General features: G+C 73.7%; 14 protein-coding genes and 1 riboswitch. Of the genes, 10 read left to right on the plus strand and 4 right to left on the minus strand.

Annotated elements, in window-relative coordinates; all coding sequences use genetic code 11:
- Positions 1-269: 269 nt before the first annotated feature.
- Positions 270-1,868, minus strand: a complete 1,599-nt coding sequence (locus tag ACZ6IM_RS30355) for an ABC-F family ATP-binding cassette domain-containing protein (RefSeq protein WP_052841821.1) — start codon at positions 1,866-1,868, stop codon at positions 270-272.
- A 204-nt stretch (positions 1,869-2,072) separates the two neighbouring features.
- On the opposite strand from ACZ6IM_RS30355, the gene ACZ6IM_RS30360 reads away from it, so the two are divergent.
- The gene (locus ACZ6IM_RS30360) at positions 2,073-2,486 is read left to right on the plus strand and encodes a VOC family protein (RefSeq protein WP_052841822.1); all 414 of its coding nucleotides are present in this window, start codon (positions 2,073-2,075) and stop codon (positions 2,484-2,486) included.
- Positions 2,487-2,544: 58 nt separating this feature from the next.
- Here the strand turns inward: ACZ6IM_RS30360 and ACZ6IM_RS30365 are convergent, their stop codons facing one another.
- The 3 genes from ACZ6IM_RS30365 to ACZ6IM_RS30375 form a co-directional block, all read right to left on the minus strand.
- A complete protein-coding gene (locus ACZ6IM_RS30365) occupies positions 2,545-3,963 on the minus strand; it encodes a hypothetical protein (RefSeq protein ID WP_469560788.1) in 1,419 nt (472 codons plus the stop codon).
- A gap of 231 nt (positions 3,964-4,194) precedes the next feature.
- A complete protein-coding gene (locus tag ACZ6IM_RS30370) occupies positions 4,195-5,322 on the minus strand; it encodes an alpha/beta hydrolase family protein (RefSeq protein WP_052841824.1) in 1,128 nt (375 codons plus the stop codon).
- A 114-nt stretch (positions 5,323-5,436) separates the two neighbouring features.
- On the minus strand, positions 5,437-6,123 hold the full coding sequence (locus ACZ6IM_RS30375) for a class II aldolase/adducin family protein (protein ID WP_052841825.1): 687 nt from the start codon (positions 6,121-6,123) through the stop codon (positions 5,437-5,439).
- Positions 6,124-6,346: 223 nt separating this feature from the next.
- On the opposite strand from ACZ6IM_RS30375, the gene pitH reads away from it, so the two are divergent.
- From pitH to cobI, 9 genes are all read left to right on the plus strand, one after another.
- Positions 6,347-7,609 (plus strand): low-affinity phosphate transporter PitH, encoded by a 1,263-nt coding sequence (gene pitH, locus ACZ6IM_RS30380; RefSeq protein ID WP_469560793.1) that lies wholly within the window; start codon positions 6,347-6,349, stop codon positions 7,607-7,609.
- Positions 7,610-7,643: 34 nt separating this feature from the next.
- Entirely contained in the window at positions 7,644-7,865 is a 222-nt protein-coding gene (locus ACZ6IM_RS30385; protein ID WP_052841827.1) for a hypothetical protein, read from the plus strand.
- Between the two features lie 148 nt (positions 7,866-8,013).
- A riboswitch (cobalamin riboswitch) is annotated at positions 8,014-8,159 on the plus strand.
- A gap of 104 nt (positions 8,160-8,263) precedes the next feature.
- Positions 8,264-9,229 carry a cobalamin biosynthesis protein gene (locus tag ACZ6IM_RS30390; protein WP_052841828.1) on the plus strand — a complete coding sequence of 322 codons (966 nt, stop codon included), beginning with the start codon at positions 8,264-8,266 and terminating at the stop codon, positions 9,227-9,229.
- Positions 9,226-10,770, plus strand: coding sequence for a cobyric acid synthase (locus tag ACZ6IM_RS30395; protein WP_469560797.1), 1,545 nt, complete (start codon positions 9,226-9,228; stop codon positions 10,768-10,770). The genes ACZ6IM_RS30390 and ACZ6IM_RS30395 overlap by 4 nt, the downstream gene beginning before the upstream one ends.
- Positions 10,767-14,420, plus strand: a complete 3,654-nt coding sequence (gene cobN, locus ACZ6IM_RS30400) for a cobaltochelatase subunit CobN (RefSeq protein WP_052841830.1) — start codon at positions 10,767-10,769, stop codon at positions 14,418-14,420. The genes ACZ6IM_RS30395 and cobN overlap by 4 nt, the downstream gene beginning before the upstream one ends.
- The gene (locus tag ACZ6IM_RS30405; protein ID WP_469560801.1) at positions 14,417-16,426 is read left to right on the plus strand and encodes a putative cobaltochelatase; all 2,010 of its coding nucleotides are present in this window, start codon (positions 14,417-14,419) and stop codon (positions 16,424-16,426) included. Before cobN ends, ACZ6IM_RS30405 begins: the two co-directional genes overlap by 4 nt.
- Complete coding sequence (gene cobO / locus ACZ6IM_RS30410; protein ID WP_052841832.1) at positions 16,426-17,025, plus strand: cob(I)yrinic acid a,c-diamide adenosyltransferase; 600 nt, start codon at positions 16,426-16,428, stop codon at positions 17,023-17,025. The genes ACZ6IM_RS30405 and cobO overlap by 1 nt, the downstream gene beginning before the upstream one ends.
- Positions 17,022-18,476, plus strand: a complete 1,455-nt coding sequence (locus tag ACZ6IM_RS30415) for a cobyrinate a,c-diamide synthase (RefSeq protein ID WP_469560804.1) — start codon at positions 17,022-17,024, stop codon at positions 18,474-18,476. The genes cobO and ACZ6IM_RS30415 overlap by 4 nt, the downstream gene beginning before the upstream one ends.
- Complete coding sequence (gene cobI, locus ACZ6IM_RS30420; RefSeq protein ID WP_052841916.1) at positions 18,473-19,204, plus strand: precorrin-2 C(20)-methyltransferase; 732 nt, start codon at positions 18,473-18,475, stop codon at positions 19,202-19,204. Before ACZ6IM_RS30415 ends, cobI begins: the two co-directional genes overlap by 4 nt.
- The last annotated feature ends 22 nt before the right edge of the window (positions 19,205-19,226 follow it).

Below are 19,226 nucleotides of genomic sequence, written 5' to 3' on the forward strand. Positions count from 1 at the left end.
ACCCATTCGGCAAGGTCGATGAGACAAGCTTGTGACGACAGGAGCGGGTCCCCACATACGGAATGCGTGATTCCAGAGAATCGGACGCGTTCGGCCGAACGGGTTTCCCCACGTAATTCCAGGTCAGAAAGGCGTCGCGGCCGGGCCCCGACAATGGGGGGTCCGGCCGCGAAATGGATGTAGGACACACCTCTTGATGAGGAGATCTCACACAGATGGTGGATCACGGATCGGCCGAATGATCCATAACCAGTGGATCATCCATTCGATCAAGCGAGGGCGACGAGGTCCGCGTAGTCGGCGCCCCACAGGTCCTCGACGCCGTCCGGAAGCAGAATGATCCGTTCCGGCTGGAGCGCCTCGACGGCGCCCTCGTCGTGGGTGACGAGGACGACGGCGCCCTTGTAGGTGCGCAGCGCGCCGAGGATCTCCTCGCGGCTGGCCGGGTCGAGGTTGTTGGTGGGCTCGTCGAGGAGCAGCACGTTCGCCGAGGACACCACGAGGGTGGCCAGCGCGAGACGGGTCTTCTCACCGCCGGAGAGGACACCGGCGGGCTTGTCGACGTCGTCCCCGGAGAACAGGAACGAGCCCAGCGTCTTGCGGACCTCGACCAGGTCGAGGTCGGGGTTGGCCGAGCGCATGTTCTCCAGGACGGTGCGCTCGGGGTCGAGGGTCTCGTGCTCCTGCGCGTAGTAGCCCAGCTTGAGGCCGTGACCCTCGATCACCTGGCCGGTGTCGGGCTTCTCGACGCCGCCGAGGAGGCGCAGCAGCGTGGTCTTGCCGGCGCCGTTGAGACCGAGGATGACGACCCGGGAGCCCTTGTCGATGGCCAGGTCGACGTCGGTGAAGATCTCCAGCGAGCCGTACGACTTCGACAGGCCCTCGGCCGTCAGCGGGGTCTTGCCGCAGGGCGCGGGCTCCGGGAAGCGGAGCTTGGCGACCTTGTCGGACTGGCGGACCGCTTCCAGGCCGGAGAGCAGCTTGTCGGCGCGGCGGGCCATGTTCTGCGCGGCGACGGTCTTGGTGGCCTTGGCGCGCATCTTGTCGGCCTGCGAGTGCAGGGCGGCGGCCTTCTTCTCGGCGTTGGCGCGCTCGCGCTTGCGACGCTTCTCGTCGGCCTCGCGCTGCTGCTGGTAGAGCTTCCAGCCCATGTTGTAGACGTCGATCTGGGAGCGGTTGGCGTCCAGGTAGAACACCTTGTTGACGACCGTCTCCACCAGGTCGACGTCGTGGGAGATCACGATGAAGCCGCCGCGGTAGGTCTTCAGGTAGTCGCGCAGCCAGATGATCGAGTCCGCGTCGAGGTGGTTGGTCGGCTCGTCGAGCAGCAGGGTGTCCGCGTCCGAGAACAGGATCCGGGCCAGCTCGATCCGGCGGCGCTGACCGCCGGAGAGCGTGTGCAGCGGCTGGCCGAGCACCCGGTCGGGCAGGTTGAGCGCGGCGGCGATGGTGGCGGCCTCGGCCTCGGCGGCGTATCCGCCCTTGGTGAGGAACTCGGTCTCCTGGCGCTCGTACTGCCTGAGCGCCTTGTCGCGGGTGGCGCCCTGGCCGTTGGCGATGCGCTGCTCGTTCTCGCGCATCTTGCGGATCAGGACGTCCAGGCCGCGGGCGGACAGGATGCGGTCGCGGGCGAGCACGTCGAGGTCGCCGGTGCGCGGGTCCTGCGGGAGGTAGCCGACCTCGCCGGAGCGGGTGACGGCGCCGGCGGCGGGCTGTCCCTCGCCTGCCAGGACCTTGGTGAGGGTGGTCTTGCCGGCGCCGTTGCGGCCGACCAGGCCGATGCGGTCGCCCTTGGCGACGCGGAAGGTGGCGCTCTCGATGAGGACACGGGCACCGGCGCGCAGCTCGATGCCGGAGGCGGAGATCACGGTCAGACTCCTGGGCGGGTGGTTGGCGGGGTGGGCGGCTGTGGAGGTTCCCGCCGCTCTAATGCACGAGGAGAATGGCCATGGGGCCAGTCTAACGGGACCGTGCAACCGCTTTTCCCCGCGAGCGTTGTCAGTGGCCGGTGGAAGACTGGGCGAACGGGCCCAAAGCAGCACGGGCCACCGGCTCACGAGGAAGTGATCGGTATGGCAGGCGAAGAGAGCGGGCGTCCGAGTATCTGCCCGACGCTCAGGTACGCGGACGCCAAGGCGGCGATCCGGCAGCTCACCGAGGCCTTCGGCTTCACCGCCGCGGCGGTGTACGAGGGCGAGGACGGCTCGGTGGCCCACGCCGAGCTGGCCCAGGGCAACGGCCTGGTCATGCTCGGCTCGAAGGGCGGGGGCGGCCGCTTCGACGAGGCGATGAAGGGCGGGGGCCCCACGGGGGTGTACGTCGTGGTGGCGGACGTCGACGCCCATCACCGGCGGGCCGTGGAGCACGGCGCGGAGATCCTGATGCCCCCGACCGACCAGGACTACGGCTCGCGGGACTACATGGCCCGCGATCTGGAGGGCAACGTCTGGAGCTTCGGGACGTACGCGCCGGAGGTACCCGGGTAGCCTCCGGCGGTTCGTCCTTCGGGTTCGTCCGTGGGATTCGTCCGTCTCGCCCGGCCGGTCAGCTGCCCCCGGTGTGGACCTGGAAGGCCGCCCGGCGTACGGCCTTGGCCAGGGCGGGGTCCGGGTGCGCGGCGGCGAGCGCCACCAGCACCTGGACGGTGCGGGGGTGGCCGACCGCGCGGACCTCGTCCAGCAGGGCCGGGACGGTGGCCTGCACCGCTGACTCCAGGTGCCGCACCAGCAGCGGGGCCTCCCCGTGGTCGGCGACGGCCGCCGCGGTGTCGACCCACAGCCAGGTGGCCTCCCGGCGGGTGAGGACCTCGTGCGCGTCCTCGGGGTCGGCGCCGTCGTGCTCGGCCAGCCACAGCAGGGCGTACGGCCTGAGCGTCGGCTCGTCGACGACGGCGCGGACGTCGGGCTCGGCGGGCGCCCCGACGACGCGCAGCGCCTCGAAGGCGAGGCCGCGCAGCAGGGCGTCCTCGCCACGGGCGGCCCCGAGCAGTTCGGCGACGGCGCTGCCGACGGGGCGGGCGGCCAGCCAGGCGCGGTACTCGGCGCGGGCGGCGTTGGGGCGGAGCTGGGCGCAGCCGCGGAGCATGCCCTCGGCCGACTGCTCGATGTTGCCGGCGGGGCTCTGCGCGGCGACGCAGATCTGCTCCAGCTTGACCCAGACCGCCCAGTTGCCGAGCGGGGTGAGTGTGGCGTGCCCGTCGCCGCAGGTGAGGGCGCCGACGGAGGCGAGGGCGTGCAGGGCCCAGTCGAGGAGGGGGGCGAGCGGGGTGTCGGTGGCCGGGTCGGGGTCCGGCTCGGCGCCCGGGGTGCCGGGTTCGAGCCGGGGGCCGTAGGGCACCTCGCAGCGCTCGGTGCGCAGTTCGGTGACGCGCTGCTCCAGCAGGTCCAGGAGCTGCGCCACGGGGACGGGTCCGGCGGACAGCTGGAGGAAGGAGAGCACCTGGGGCATCGCGGAGACGACCTCGGCGACCGCGGCGGGCTCCTGCCCGGCGGGCTCGGGGTGGGCGAGCGACCAGGCGTCGAAGAGGGCGACCCAGCCGCGCAGCACGGCACTGTCGTCGCGGTTCCAGGCCCGCAGCCGCCAGCCGGGCCGGGCGGTGCCGCCGTGCACCTCGACCAGTCCGGCGAGGCGGGCGGTGTCCCAGTCGGCGCGGACCTTGGCCACGGGCAGGCCCAGTTCGCGGGCCGCGTGCTCGGCGGTGGCGTCGGACAGGGTGGCCTTGCCGTCGGCGGTCGCGCTGCCCCGGCCTGGGCCGAGCGCGGAGTCGGCCCAGCGGGCTACCCGGGCCGCGTCGGCAAGACCGGAGCGCGCCATTCGGGCCAGCTCCGAGCGGGCCGGTGTGCCTTCCGGGGGGCGCGGTGCGGGGCGGCGTGGACGCCGTTGATTCATCGCTGGGGGGGCGGCGGCCAGGGGTCGCGGGCGGACGAGTCGGAGCCTGGAGTCGCGCGGGATACGGGACGTCACGGGTGCAGTCTTCCGGTTGACGGTCCGAAAACCCAAACGGAATGCCCCGGCGGCCTCCCGGAGTGGCGTGCGCGGGGGCCGGGTGCGCAGTCCGGGCACCGGATCGGGCCAGTGGTACGGCGCTGAACGGAACCTGACCGTCACGCCCACGGGCAGGCGTCACGGAGCGGGCGAAGGGTTCGCGGGAGAGGGGCGCGGGAGGAAGTCGTGCGAGGGGACCGCGGGAGGGGATCAGACCAGTGGGGTCATGAAGCGGCGGAGGGTCTCCTCGTAGTCCGCGGGGTCGGCGTTCCACATGGCGCCGTGCGGGGCGTCCCGGACGGTGTGGAGGGCGACCAGGCGCGGGTGGGTGTCGGCGAGGCGGCGGGAGAGGCGCCAGGGGGCCACCGCGTCGCCGGGGCCGTGGAAGATCAGGGTGGGGACGGCCGGGCGGTGGAGGCCGGCGGTGCCGGTGTCCCGGTCGGCGTGCAGCCCGGCACGGCCCTGCGCGGCCCGGACGGCGAGCGGCAGGAGCGCCCCGGGGGTGCGACGGGCGGCGGCCAGGGCGCGCAGGGTGGTCTCCCAGCTGAGCACCGGCGAGTCCAGGACGAGCCCCGCGATACGCTCGCGCACGCCGGAGAGCGCGGCGGTGCGCAGGGCCATGGTGGCGCCGGTGGACCAGCCCAGCAGGACGACCTGGCGGGCGCCGTGGTCGAGGGCGTAGCGGACGGCCGCGTCCACGTCGCGCCACTCGGTCTCGCCGAAGTGGTGCAGGCCGTCGGGCGAGGGCGGCGCGCCGACGTCGCCGCGGTAGGCGAGGGCGAGCACCGGGACGTTGCGGCGGTGCAGCGGGGCGATCAGGTTCAGGGCGTGTTCGCGGGTGGCGGCCAGGCCGTGCACGGCGACGATCCAGGTCGGGCGCGCTCCGGGCAGGAACCAGGCCGGGAGCGGACCGAGCTCCCCCGGGACCTCGACGTCGGCGTACTCCAGGTCCAGGGCCGTGCCCGGGTTCCCGACGTACAGGTTCGGGGTGAACCACGCCCGGTCGCCGGTCTCCAGGGTGCCGTGCGTGACGCGTTCGAGGCGGCGTACGACGGTGTCGGCGCCGTGTTCGGCGGTGCCGAGGACCGGGCCGAGGACGGCGTGGGAGCCGTCACCGGCGAGCCCGTACCGGCCGGGGCGCAGTGCGGCCAGGTCCCGGGTGAGGGTGATCTGTCCGGCGGCGGTGCCGTGCACGGTGAGCCGGGGCTCGGTGGGCAGAGGCCGGCCGGGGGGCGCCTTGAGCGCGGCGTCGCTGGCGAGCCGGCCGACGGCGACGCTCGCCACCCCGGTCGCCAGGGCTGCGGTGACGGCGGCTGCCGTTGCGGTGACAGTGCGCATGGAGCCAGTCTCCTGGTGGAGTCCTCGGGCGGCCAGTGGACGCGTGACGGTGGGTGACGCGGGTGCCGTGTCCCGTAGCCGGTACCCCGGGAACCGCCCGGCACGCGCCCGGCGTCAGCTCCGTTGCCCGTATCCCCGGAGGCGTTCGGTCACCTCCGCCAGTTGCTCCGGCGTCAGCAGGGACGGCGAGTGGCCCGGCACCGAGGACGCGGTCAGCCAGAGGCGGCACATCCACTCCAGCTGGGCGGTGCGGTCGTAGGCCTGGTCGAGGGAGGTGCCGTAGGTGATCGTGCCGTGGTTGCGGAGCAGGCAGCCGGTGCGGTCCCTGAGGGCCTCCAGCATGCCGCGGGCGAGTTCGTCGGTGCCGTAGGCCGCGTAGGGGGCGACCCGGACGGGGCCGCCGAGGGCGGCCGTCATGTAGTGCACCGCCGGGAGTTCGGGGACGAGCAGGGAGACCGCCGTCGCGTGCACGGCGTGGGTGTGGACGACGGCCCGGGCGTCGGGGTCCGCGCGGTACACGGCCAGGTGCATGGGCAGTTCGCTGGTGGGGACCAGCGTGCCGAGCACCTGCCGTCCGTCCAGGTCGACGCCGGTCGCGTCGCCCGGGGTCAGCCGGTCGTAGGGCACGCCCGACGGGGTGACCAGGACCGTGTCGCCGACGCGCACGGAGACGTTGCCGGAGGTGCCGACGACCAGCCCGTCCGCCACCGTCCGGCGGGCCGTCGCGACGAGTTCCTCCCAGGCCGGCTCCCTGGCCGTCTCTCCGGCCGATTCTCCGGACCCAGCCCGCGATCGCGTCACAGTCACGTCTCCTCCCGAGCGCCCGCGCGCCCCTCACGGCCCCTCGCCGAACGGCCTTGCGGTGATCCTGCCAGGGACGTCTCCGGAGAGCACCGGAGCGGGCACGCAGAGGGAGGCTCCGGCCCCGCTTCCGGTCACCGCGACGCCCTGCTCAGTTCATCTTCCGTTCACTCTGGTTACCTACGTTCGTCGCGCCAACGACCTCGAACGATTGCCTGGGTAAATGGAAAGCTTCTCGCTGATCCTCGCGATTGTGGTGGTAACCGCACTCGCGTTTGATTTCACGAACGGTTTCCACGACACCGCCAACGCGATGGCAACGACCATTTCGACCGGTGCGCTCAAGCCCAAGGTGGCGGTGGCGATGTCCGCCGTCCTCAACCTTGTAGGCGCCTTCCTCTCCGTGGAGGTCGCCAACACGATCTCCAAGGGTCTCGTCGACGAGACCGGCATCCGTCCCGAGGTCATCTTCGCCGCACTGGTCGGCGCGATCCTCTGGAACCTCCTGACCTGGCTGGTCGGACTCCCGTCCAGTTCCTCGCACGCCCTGATGGGCGGTCTGATCGGCGCCGCCGTCGCCTCGGCCGGCATCGGCGCGGTCAACGGCGACGTGCTCGTCACCAAGGTGCTGCTCCCCGCGATCGCCGCCCCGATCGTGGCCGGACTCGCGGCGTTGCTCGCGTCCCGGATGACGTACTCACTGGGCCGCAAGGCCGACGGCAAGGCCGCCGCGAAGGGCTACCGGGCCGGTCAGATCGCCTCCGCCGGTCTGGTCTCGCTGGCCCACGGCACCAACGACGCCCAGAAGACCATGGGCATCATCACCCTCGCCCTGATCGCCGGCGGCTCGCTCGCCCCGGACTCCGACCCGCCCGTGTGGGTCATCCTCAGCGCGGGCCTGGCCATCGCGCTCGGCACCTACCTGGGCGGCTGGCGCATCATCCGCACCATGGGCAAGGGCCTGACCGACCTCCAGCCGCAGCAGGGCTTCGCCGCCCAGACCAGTGCCGCCACGGTCATCCTGGCCTCCTCCCACCTCGGTTTCTCCCTGTCCACCACGCACTCGGTCTCCGGCGCGGTGATGGGCGCGGGCCTCGGCCGCAAGGGCGGCGTGGTCCGCTGGTCCACGGCCACCCGGATGTTCGTCGCCTGGGGCCTGACGCTGCCGGCCGCGGCCCTGGTCGCCGCGCTCGCCGAGTGGGTCTGCCGCGCCGGCGACTGGGGCACGGCCCTCGTCGCGGTGTTCCTGGTCGCCTCCAGCTATGCGATCTGGCGGATCTCCCGCCGCGAGGTCGTCGACCACACCAACGTCGTCGACGGCGACACGGTGGGCGCGGGGGAGCCCGAGCCGGCCGGTGTGGTCACCACGGCGATGGCCGCCGTGTCGCCGCCCCCTGCGGGCGTGACCGAGGACCTGTCGGCCACCGTCCCGGCCCCCGCCACCACTCCCGCCCCCAAGGCCCCGTCGGCCGCCACCACCGTCTGAGCCCGCGTCCCGGGTACGAAGGAAGCGAACCTCCATGAGCATCGACTGGGCAGCCCTCGGCTCCGTCTTCGGCGTCAGCCTCGTGGTCACGGTGGCCCTGGTGGGCCTGTTCACCCTCGGCATCGTCGGCCTCTCCCGCCAGGAGCGGGCCACCGCCGAGGGCGGCTCCGCGACCCTCGCGGTCACCGGCGCGTACGCGTGCTTCGCGGCCTGCACGGCGGCGGTGGCGTACGGGATCTATCTGATCGTCGCCTGAGCGTCGCGCGCTCCGCGGGCGCGCGCCGGGGCGGGGCGCGGGACGGACTCGAACCGTTCCGCGCCCCGCCCTTTCGCGTTCCGGCGCACACCACTCGCGTGTGGGCCTTCGCACACTCCCCCGCCGCAGGTCAACGCCAGGTTGACGGGTGTTCGCGGGGCGTGGTGGACTTCCGGGGCCATCTACGGCGGCAGGAGAGGAAGCCCGGTGCGAATCCGGCGCGGTCCCGCCACTGTGACCGGGGAACAGGAAACCCCGGGAGCCAGGAACTCTCACCGCCGGACTCTTCGAACCAGGGCGTGGACACCCTGAGTGAGGACACGACGCGATGCCCGGCTGCCGCCACCGCTCGACACCCCGTACCAGGTGCCTCCCCGACCCTGTGACCGGCTGAGCCCATGCGTGCCGGACGCGTCTTCGCGTACGGCGCCGCCGCCGGCCTCCTCGGTGACCTCCTCCTCGGCGACCCGCGCCGCGGACACCCGGTCGCCGTGTTCGGCCGTGCCGCGGGCGCCGTGGAACAGGTGCTGTGGCGCGACCACCGGGGCTGGGGCGCCCTGCACACCGCCGTGTGCGCCGGTGGCGCCGTCGCCCTCGGTGCGGCCGCCGCGCACGCCGTACGCCGCTCCCCCGCCGCCCGCGTCGCGCTGACCGGCGCGGCCACCTGGGCCGTGGTCGGCGGCACCTCGCTCGCCCGTGAGGCCGCCGCGATCGGCCGGGCCCTGGAGGCGGGGGACGTCGAGGCGGCGCGGACGCGGCTGCCGCACCTGTGCGGGCGGGACCCGCAGGCGCTGGACGCCGACGGCATCGCCAGGGCCGTCGTGGAGTCCGTCGCGGAGAACACCTCGGACGCGGTGGTGGGCGCCCTGGTGTGGGGCGCCGTGGCGGGTGTGCCCGGGCTGCTCGGCTTCCGGGCCGTCAACACGCTGGACGCCATGGTCGGCCACAGGTCGCCCAGGTACCGCCGCTACGGCTGGGCCTCGGCCCGCCTGGACGACCTCGCGGGCTGGCCGGGCGCCCGCCTCACCGCCGTCCTGGCCACCGTGGCCGGGGGCGATCCGCGGGGCGCCGTACGGGCCTGGCGCGCGGACGCCGACCGGCACCCGAGCCCCAACGCCGGGCCCGTGGAGGCCTCCTTCGCGGGCGCCCTGGGCGTGCGGCTCGGCGGGACGCTCTCCTACGGCGGACGGGTCGAGCACCGGCCCGTCCTCAACGGCGCCGCCGGCCGCCCCGTACGGGCCGGTTCCGGCGACATCGACCGGGCGGTACGGCTGTCCCGGCGCGTGGGCTGGCTGGCGCTGGGCGTGTGCGCGGGCGCGCGGCTGCTCGCGCGCGGCATCGTCAGGAAGGGACGTACGTCATGAACGGTGGCCTGCTCGTCGCCGGCACCACCTCCGACGCCGGCAAGAGCGTCGTCACCGCCGGGATCTGCCGCTGGCTGGTGCGCCAGGGCGTCAAGGTGGCGCCCTTCAAGGCGCAGAACATGTCGCTGAACTCCTTCGTGACCCGCGAGGGCGCGGAGATCGGGCGGGCGCAGGCCATGCAGGCCCAGGCCTGCCGGGTGGAGCCGACCGCGCACATGAACCCCGTGCTCCTCAAGCCCGGCGGGGAGCGCAGCAGCCAGGTCGTGCTGCTCGGCAGGCCCGTCGGCGAGATGAGCGCCCGCGGCTATCACGGCGGGCGCCAGGAGCGGCTGCTCGGCACGGTGCTCGACTCGCTGGCCGAACTGCGCGGCACGTACGACGCGGTGATCTGCGAGGGGGCGGGCAGCCCGGCCGAGATCAACCTGCGCCGCACCGACATCGTGAACATGGGGATCGCCCGGGGCGCCGGACTCCCGGTCCTGGTCGTCGGCGACATCGACCGCGGGGGCGTCTTCGCGTCCTTCTTCGGCACGGTGGCGCTGCTGGCGCCCGAGGACCAGGCGCTGGTCGCCGGGTTCCTGGTGAACAAGTTCCGCGGCGACGTGTCGCTGCTGGAGCCGGGTCTGGAGATGCTGCACGGGCTCACCGGACGACGTACGTACGGCGTGCTGCCGTTCCGGCACGGGCTCGGCATCGACGAGGAGGACGGGATGGGGGTCCCCCCGCGCGAGCGAAGCCGAGCGTGGGGGAGCGTCTCCCTGCGCGGGACCGTACGGGAGTCGGTCGTCGCGCCGCCGGTCGGCGAGGACGTGCTGCGGGTCGCGGTCTGCGCGGTCCCCCTCATGTCCAACTTCACTGACGTGGACGCGCTGGCCGCCGAACCCGGTGTCGTGGTGCGGTTCGTGGACCGGCCGGAGGAGCTGGCCGACGCCGACCTGATGATCGTGCCGGGGACGCGCGGGACGGTACGGGCGCTTCAGTGGCTGCGGGAGCGGGGCCTGGCGGACGCGATCGCCCGCAGGGCCGCCGACGGCCGCCCGGTGCTCGGGATCTGCGGCGGCTTCCAGCTCCTCGGCGAGCACATCGAGGACGAGGTCGAGTCGCGCGCCGGGCACGTGGACGGGCTCGGACTGCTGCCCGTGCGGGTGCGGTTCGCCCGCGAGAAGACCCTCACCCGGCCCGTCGGCGAGGCCCTCGGCGAGCGCGTCGAGGGGTACGAGATCCACCACGGGGTCGCCGAAGTCCTGGACGGCGAGCCCTTCTTGGACGGCTGCCGGACCGGGCAGACCTGGGGCACGCACTGGCACGGCTCGCTGGAGTCGGACGGCTTCCGGCGGGCGTTCCTGCGCGAGGTGGCCGCCGCCGCGGGCCGCCGCTTCGTGCCGGCCCCCGACACATCGTTCGCCGCGCTGCGCGAGGAGCAGCTCGACCGGCTCGGCGACCTGATCGAACACCACGCGGACACCGACGCGCTGTGGCGGCTCATCGAGTCCGGCGCGCCACAAGGACTGCCCTTCATTCCACCGGGAGCGCCCGCATGAGCACAGTGCTGTTGTTGTCGACCGCCGACACGGACCTGCTGGCGGCCCGCGCGTCGGACGCCGCCTACCGGATCGGCAACCCGACCCGGGTCGACGTCCGGGACGAGCTGCCGGGCCTGGTCGAGGGCGCGGACCTCGCCGTCGTGCGCCTGCTGGGCGGCAAACGCGCCTGGGAGGACGGGCTGGCCGCGCTGAGGGCCGCCCGCATCCCGACCGTGCTGCTCGGCGGCGAGAGCGTGCCGGACGCGGAACTGATGGCCGAGTCGTCGGTCCCGGCCGGGGTGGTGGCGCAGGCGCTGCGCTACCTGGTCGAGGGCGGCCCGGACAACCTCACCCAGCTCGCCCGCTTCCTGTCGGACACGGTGCTGCTGACCGGCGAGGGCTTCGACGAGCCGCTGAAGATGCCGGAGTACGGCGTCCACGGCTCCCGGGACGTCGTGGCGGGGCGCCCGACGGTCGGCGTGCTCTTCTACCGCGCCCACCAGCTGAGCGGCAACACCGCGTTCGTCGACACGCTCTGCGACGCGATCGAGGCGCGCGGCGCCAACGCCCTGCCCGTGTACTGCGGTTCGCTGCGCGGCGCGGACCCCGGCCTGTACGAGCTGCTGGGCCGGACCGACGCCCTGATCGCCACGGTCCTCGCGGCGGGCGGCACGCACGCCTCGCAGGCCTCGGCGGGCGGTGACGAGGAGGCGTGGGACATCGGGGCGCTGGCCGACCTGGACGTGCCGGTGCTGCAAGGGCTCTGCCTCACCTCCTCCCGCGCCGCCTGGGAGGCTTCCGACGCCGCCCTCTCCCCCATGGACGCGGCGATGCAGGTCGCCATTCCGGAGTTCGACGGACGGCTGGTCACCGTGCCGTTCTCCTTCAAGGAGCAGGGGCCCGACGAGGTGCCGGTGTACGTCGCCGACCCCGAGCGGGCCGGGCGGGTCGCCGGGATCGCCGTACGGCACGCGGCGCTCGGGCACAAGGCGAACGCCGACAAGAGGCTCGCGCTGGTCTTCACGGCGTACCCGACCAAGCACTCCCGTGTCGGCAACGCGGTCGGTCTCGACACCCCGGCGTCGGCGGTGCGGGTGCTGGACGCGCTCAGGGACGCCGGGTACGGGGTCACCGGGTACCCGGCCGAGGGCGACGAGCTGATCCACCGGCTGATCGAGGCCGGCGGCCACGACGTGGAGTGGCTGACGGAGGACCAGCTCGCCGCCGCGCCCGCGCGGGTGCCGCTGGCCGACTACCGGGCCTGGTTCCAGAAGCTGGACCCGCGGCTGCGGGAGGCGATGACCGAGGCGTGGGGCGAGCCGCCGGGGTCGCTGTACGTCGACGGGGACGACATCGTGCTGGCCTCCCTCCAGTTCGGGAACGTCGTCGTCATGATCCAGCCGCCGCGCGGCTTCGGGGAGAACCCGATCGCGATCTACCACGACCCGGACATGCCGCCGTCGCACCACTACATGGCCGCCTACCGCTGGCTGGACAACACCTTCGGCGCCGACGCGATCGTGCACATGGGCAAGCACGGCACGATGGAGTGGCTGCCGGGCAAGGGACTCGGCCTGAGCGCGGGCTGCGCGCCGGACGCCGTCCTCGGCGACCTGCCGCTGATCTACCCGTTCATCGTGAACGACCCCGGCGAGGGCACCCAGGCCAAGCGGCGCGGACACGCCACCGTCGTCGATCACCTGGTGCCGCCGATGGCGCGCGCGGACACCTACGGCGACCTGGCCAAGCTGGAGCAGCTGCTCGACGAGTACGCCCTCGTCTCCGACCTCGACCCGACGAAGGCGCCCGCGGTCCGCGCGCAGATCTGGACGCTGGTCAAGGCCGCCGAGCTCCACCACGACCTGCACGTGGACGACCAGCCGGACGACGACGCGTTCGACGAGTTCGTCATGCACATCGACGGCTACCTGTGCGAGATCAAGGACGTGCAGATCCGCGACGGCCTGCACGTCCTGGGCGGCGGCCCGGTCGGCGAACCGCGGGTCAACCTCGTCCTGGCGGTGTTGCGCGCCTCGCAGGTGTGGGGCGGGCAGGCGAACGCGCTGCCGGGCCTGCGGGCCTGCCTGGCCGAGCACTTCGGCCTGGTGGAGAAGGAGCTGCTGGCCGAGCCGGGCGCCCCCGTGAAGGTGCCGGTGGAGCTGACGGAGCTGGTGGACGGTCCGGCGCGGTCGGCCGCCGACGCGATCGACCTGCTGGAGCAGCTGTGCCGGCGGTTCGCCGAGGGGATGGAGTCCCGGGCCTGGGACACGGCTGCCGTACCGGCGCTGGTGCGCGAGGTGCTGGGCGCCGGACTCCCGGACGCGGTGGCCGTGCTGGAGTTCGCCTGCACCGAGGTCGTACCGCGGCTGGCCCGCACGACGGACGAGATCGGGCACATCCTGCGTGCCCTGGACGGCGGCTACGTGCCTGCCGGACCGTCGGGCTCGCCGACCCGCGGCCTGGTCAACGTCCTGCCGACCGGCCGGAACTTCTACTCCGTCGACCCGAAGGCGATCCCGTCCCGGCTGAGCTGGGAGGTCGGTCAGTCGCTGGCGGACTCGCTGATCCAGCGGTACCTGAACGACACCGGCGAGTATCCGAAGTCGGTCGGCCTCACGGTGTGGGGCACGTCCGCGATGCGCACCCAGGGCGACGACATCGCGGAGATCCTGGCCCTGCTGGGCTGCCGTCCGGTGTGGGACGACGCCTCGCGCCGGGTGACGGGCTTCGAGGTGGTCCCGGTCGCGGAACTGGGCCGGCCGCGCGTGGACGTCACGGTGCGCATCTCCGGCTTCTTCCGGGACGCGTTCCCGCACGTGGTGGGGCTGATCGACGACGCGGTGCGGGCGGTGGCGGAGGTGGACGAGCCCGCCTCGCAGAACTTCGTCCGCGCGCACGCCGACGAGGACACCGCCGAGCACGGCGACCGGCGCCGCGCCACGTCCCGCATCTTCGGCTCCAAGCCGGGCGCGTACGGCGCGGGTCTGCTCCCGCTGATCGACGCCCGCAACTGGCGCAGCGACGCGGACCTCGCCGAGGTGTACGCGGTGTGGGGCGGCTACGCCTACGGACGCGGGCTCGACGGCCGGGCGGCGCGCGGGGACATGGAGACGGCGTTCCGGCGGATCGCGGTGGCGGCGAAGAACGTCGACACACGCGAGCACGACCTCGTCGACGCCGACGACTACTTCCAGTACCACGGCGGCATGGTCGCCATGGTGCGCCACCTGACGGGTGAGAGCCCGGAGGCGTACGTCGGCGACTCCGCCACCCCGGACCAGGTGAAGACGCGGACGTTGGGCGAGGAGACGCACCGGGTCTTCCGGGCCCGCGTGGTCAACCCGCGGTGGATGGCGGCGATGCGTCGGCACGGTTACAAGGGCGCCTTCGAGATGGCGGCCACCGTGGACTACCTCTTCGGGTACGACGCCACAGCGGGCGTGGTCGATGACTGGATGTACGAAAAGCTGTCCGCCGAGTACGTGTTCTCGCAGGAGAACCAGGACTTCATGAGGAAGTCCAACCCCTGGGCGCTGCGCGGCATCACCGAGCGGCTGCTGGAGGCCGCGGACCGGGGCCTGTGGGCCGAGCCGGACGCGGAGACGCTGGAGCGGCTGCGCGCCACCTATCTGGAGCTCGAAGGCGACTTGGAGGGCGACGACAAGTGAGTACCCCGTTCCCGTTCACGGCCGTCGTGGGTCAGGACGACCTGCGGCTCGCACTGCTGCTGAACGCCGTCTCCCCGGCCGTCGGCGGTGTGCTGGTCCGTGGTGAGAAGGGCACCGCGAAGTCCACAGCCGTGCGAGCCCTGTCGGCGCTGATGCCGGAGGTGGACGTCGTCTCCGGGTGCCGCTTCTCCTGTGACCCCGGCTCCCCCGACCCCGCCTGCCCGGACGGCCCGCACGAGCCGGGCGCCTTCGCGTCCCGGCCCGCGCGGATGGTCGAGCTGCCCGTCGGTGCGTCCGAGGACCGGCTGGTGGGCGCCCTGGACATCGAGCGGGCGCTGGCGGAGGGCGTGAAGGCCTTCGAGCCGGGGCTGCTGGCCGACGCGCACCGCGGCATCCTCTACGTCGACGAGGTCAACCTGCTCCACGACCACCTCGTGGACCTGCTGTTGGACGCAGCCGCCATGGGCGCCTCCTACGTCGAGCGCGAGGGCGTGTCCGTGCGGCACGCCTCCAAGTTCCTGCTGGTCGGGACCATGAATCCCGAAGAGGGCGAGCTGCGTCCGCAGTTGCTGGACCGGTTCGGGCTGACCGTCGAGGTCGCCGCCTCGCGGGAGCCCGACCAGCGGGTGGAGGTCGTACGGCGCCGGCTCGCCCACGACGACGACCCGGCCGCCTTCGCCGCGCGCTGGGCCGACGAGGAGGCCGCCGTACGGGCGCGGATCGTGGCGGCGCGGGAACTGCTGCCGTCGGTGCGTCTGGGCGACGGGGCGCTGCGGCAGATCGCGGCGACCTGTGCCGCCTTCGAGGTGGACGGCATGCGGGCCGACATCGTGATGGCGCGGACGGCGACGGCGCTTGCGGCGTGGGCCGGGCGCACGGAGGTGCTCGCGGAGGACGTGCGGCAGGCGGCGCTGCTGGCGCTGCCTCATCGGCGGCGGCGCAATCCCTTCGACGCGCCGGGGTTGGACGAGGACAAGCTCGACGAGACGCTGGAGGAGTTCGGCGGGTCGGACGGGGACGGAGGCGGAGACGACGATCCCGATCCGGGCCCCGGGGGCGGTCCCGGCGGGCAGCCGGAGCCCGACGACGCGCCGCAGGGCGACGGCGACACCGCCGCGCGGCCCGAGGCCGGGGAGGGCGGGGAGCCGCAGCCGTCCGGCGGTGCCGGTGAGCAGTCCCCCGTGCGGGCCGCCGAGCCGTTCCGGACCAGGGTGCTGAGCGTGCCGGGGCTCGGCGAGGGTGCCGCCGGGCGGCGTTCGCGGGCGCGGACCGAGTACGGGCGGACCATCGGGGCCCGGCGTCCCCGGGGGGCGCTGACCAAGCTGCACCTGGCGGCGACCGTGCAGGCCGCCGCCCCGCACCAGCGGGCGCGGGGGCGCAGCGGGCCGGGTCTTGTGGTGCGCCGGGACGATCTGCGGCAGGCGAGCCGCGAGGGGCGTGAGGGCAACCTCGTGCTGTTCGTCGTGGACGCCTCCGGGTCCATGGCCGCGCGGCAGCGGATGAGTGCCGTCAAGGGTGCCGTGCTGTCGCTGCTGCTGGACGCGTACCAGCGGCGGGACAAGGTGGGGCTGGTGACCTTCCGGGGTTCGGCCGCCGATGTCGCCCTGCCGCCGACCTCGTCGGTGGACGCGGCGGCGGTCCGCCTGGAGTCGCTGCCGACCGGGGGGCGTACGCCGCTGGCGGCCGGGCTGCTCAAGGCGCACGAGGTGCTGCGGGTGGAACGGTTGCGGGACCCGGCGCGGCGGGCGCTGGTCGTGGTGGTGACGGACGGGCGGGCGACCGGTGGCCCGGAGCCCGTCGCGCTGGCGGGGCGTGCGGCGCGGCTGTTCGCGGCCGAGGGAACCGCCTCGGTGGTCGTGGACTGCGAGTCGGGGCCCGTGCGGCTCGGGCTCGCCGGGCGGCTCGCGGGTGAGCTGGGCGGTACGGCGGTGACGCTGGACGAGCTGCGGGCGGACTCGATCGCCGGTCTCGTGAAGGACGTGCAGGGCAGCAGGAGGGCCGCGTAATGCCGCAGGGGAAGCCGAGTGTCGTACCGGAGGACGGACTGACGACCCGACAGCGGCGCAACCGTCCGCTGGTCGTCGTGCACACGGGCATCGGGAAGGGCAAGTCCACCGCCGCCTTCGGGCTGGCGCTGCGCGCCTGGAACCAGGGGTGGCCGATCGGGGTGTTCCAGTTCGTCAAGTCGGCCAAGTGGAAGGTCGGCGAGGAGAACGCCCTGCGGGTGCTGGGCGCCAGCGGCGAGGGCGGGTCGGTCGACTGGCACAAGATGGGCGAGGGCTGGTCCTGGGTCCAGCGCGACGCGCAGCTGGACAACGAGGAGAAGGCCCGGGAGGGCTGGGAGCAGGTCAAGCGGGATCTGGCCGCCGAGACGTACAAGCTGTACGTGCTGGACGAGTTCGCCTATCCGATGCACTGGGGGTGGGTCGACACCGACGAGGTGGTGTCCGTGCTGCGTGAGCGGCCGGGGACCCAGCACGTCGTGATCACCGGGCGGAACGCGCCCGACGCCCTCGTCGGCTTCGCCGATCTCGTCACCGACATGTCCAAGGTCAAGCATCCGATGGACGCGGGGCAGAAGGGGCAGAGGGGCATCGAGTGGTGACTTCCTCCGACTCCGTCGTGCCCCGGTTGGTCATCGCCGCGCCTTCGTCTGGCAGCGGCAAGACCACCGTCGCCACCGGGCTGATGGCCGCGCTCGCCGCGCGGGGCCTCGACGTGTCCCCGCACAAGGTCGGGCCGGACTACATCGACCCCGGGTACCACGCGCTGGCCACCGGGCGGGTGGGCCGCAACCTCGACGCCTACCTGTGCGGGCCCGAGCTGATCGGGCCGTTGTTCCTGCACGGGGCGCGCGGGTGCGACATCGCCGTGGTCGAGGGCGTGATGGGGCTGTACGACGGGGCCGCCGGGGAGGGCGAGCTGGCGTCCACCGCGCAGGTCGCGAAGCTGCTGCGGGCACCGGTGGTGCTGGTCGTGGACGCGTCGTCGCAGTCGCGGTCGGTGGCGGCGCTGGTGCACGGGTTCGTGTCCTGGGACCCGGAGGTGCGGATCGGGGGCGTGATCCTGAACAAGGTCGCGTCGGACCGGCACGAGGCGTTGGTGCGGGAGGCGGTGGACTCCGTCGGGGTGCCGGTGCTGGGGGTGTTGCGGCGGGCCGCGCCCGTGGAGACGCCTTCTCGGCATCTGGGGCTGGTGCCTGTCGCCGAGCGGCGTTCGCAGGCGGTGGAGGCGGTTGCGGCGATGGCCGAGCAGGTCGCCGACGGGTGCGATCTGGAGGCGTTGGCCGGGCTGGCGCGTAGTGCCGGTGCGTTGTCCTGTGCGGCTTGGGACGCGGGTGAGGCCTTGGCTTCCCCGCCCCCGCCGCCTCTTCCCGTCCCGTCCCTGGGGGCTGCTGCCCCCAGACCCCCGCTTCGGCCTGGACGGCCTCGTCCTCAAGCGCCGGACGGGCTGAGGGAGCGCGTCGCCGTTGCCGGTGGACCCGCCTTCACGTTCTCCTACGCCGAGCACACCGAGCTGCTCGCCGCCGCCGGGGCGGAGGTGGTCACGTTCGATCCGCTGCGGGACGAGGAGCTGCCCGAGGGGACCGCCGGACTCGTCATCGGGGGCGGGTTCCCGGAGGTGTACGCCTCGGAGCTGTCCGCCAACGAAGGGCTGCGGAAGTCCGTCGCCGAGCTGGCGCTCGGCGGTGCTCCCGTAGCCGCCGAGTGTGCGGGGCTGCTGTACCTGTGCCGCGAGCTGGACGGCTCGCCGATGTGCGGGGTGCTGGACGCCTCCGCCCGGATGTCGGAGCGCCTGACCCTGGGCTACCGGGACGCCGTGGCCGTGTCCGACAGCGCGCTGGCCGGCGCGGGGACGCGGATGCGGGGACACGAGTTCCACCGGACGGTCGTGGAGCCGGGGGCCGGGGCGGCGCCGGCGTGGGGGATGCGGGCGCCCGAGCGGCGCGTCGAGGGATTCGTGGAGCGCGGTGTGCACGCGAGCTATCTGCACACGCACTGGGCGGCCGAGCCCGGTGTCGCCCGTCGGTTCGTGGAGAGGTGCCGGACGTCATGAGCAGCAGGCTGATCGGGGTGGGGGTCGGGCCCGGGGACCCCGAACTGGTGACCGTGAAGGGCGTCAACGCGCTGCGGGACGCCGATGTCGTGGTCGTGCCCGTCATGGACACCGGGGAGCGGGGACGGGCCGAGACGACGGTGCTGCACTACGTGGGCGCCGAGAAGGTCGTACGGGTCGTGTTCGCGCTGAACGAGCGCACCGACCGGGCGCGGCGCGAGGCGGCCTGGGACGCGGCCGGGGAGCGTGTGGCCGGGCTGCTGCGGGAGCACGCGGCCGTCGCCTTCGCGACCATCGGCGATCCCAACGTGTACTCGACCTTCACCTATCTCGCGCAGACCGTGGGCGCGCTGGTGCCGGGGACCGTTGTGGAGACGGTCCCCGGGATCACCGCCATGCAGGACCTGGCGGCACGGTCGGGGGCCGTGCTGACCGAGGGCACCGAGCCGTTGACGCTGGTGCCGGTCACGGCGGGGGCCGCCGTGCTCAAGGAGGCCCTGCACGGGCCCGGCACGGTCGTCGCCTACAAGTTCGGTCGGCAGGCGGCCGAGGTGGCCGAGGCGCTGCGGGAGAGCGGGCGGCTGGACGACGCCGTGTGGGGGTCGGCGCTGGGGCTCGCGGAGGAGTCCGTACGGCCGGCCGGTGAGCTGGACGGGGCGCCGCTGCCGTATCTGTCGACGCTCATCGCGCCCGCGCGGCGCGCGGGCGGGCGGGGCGGGAAGCTGTGAGCGCGCGTGACGGCTCACGCGG

It is taken from the genome of Streptomyces sp. NPDC042336 (assembly GCF_055581985.1).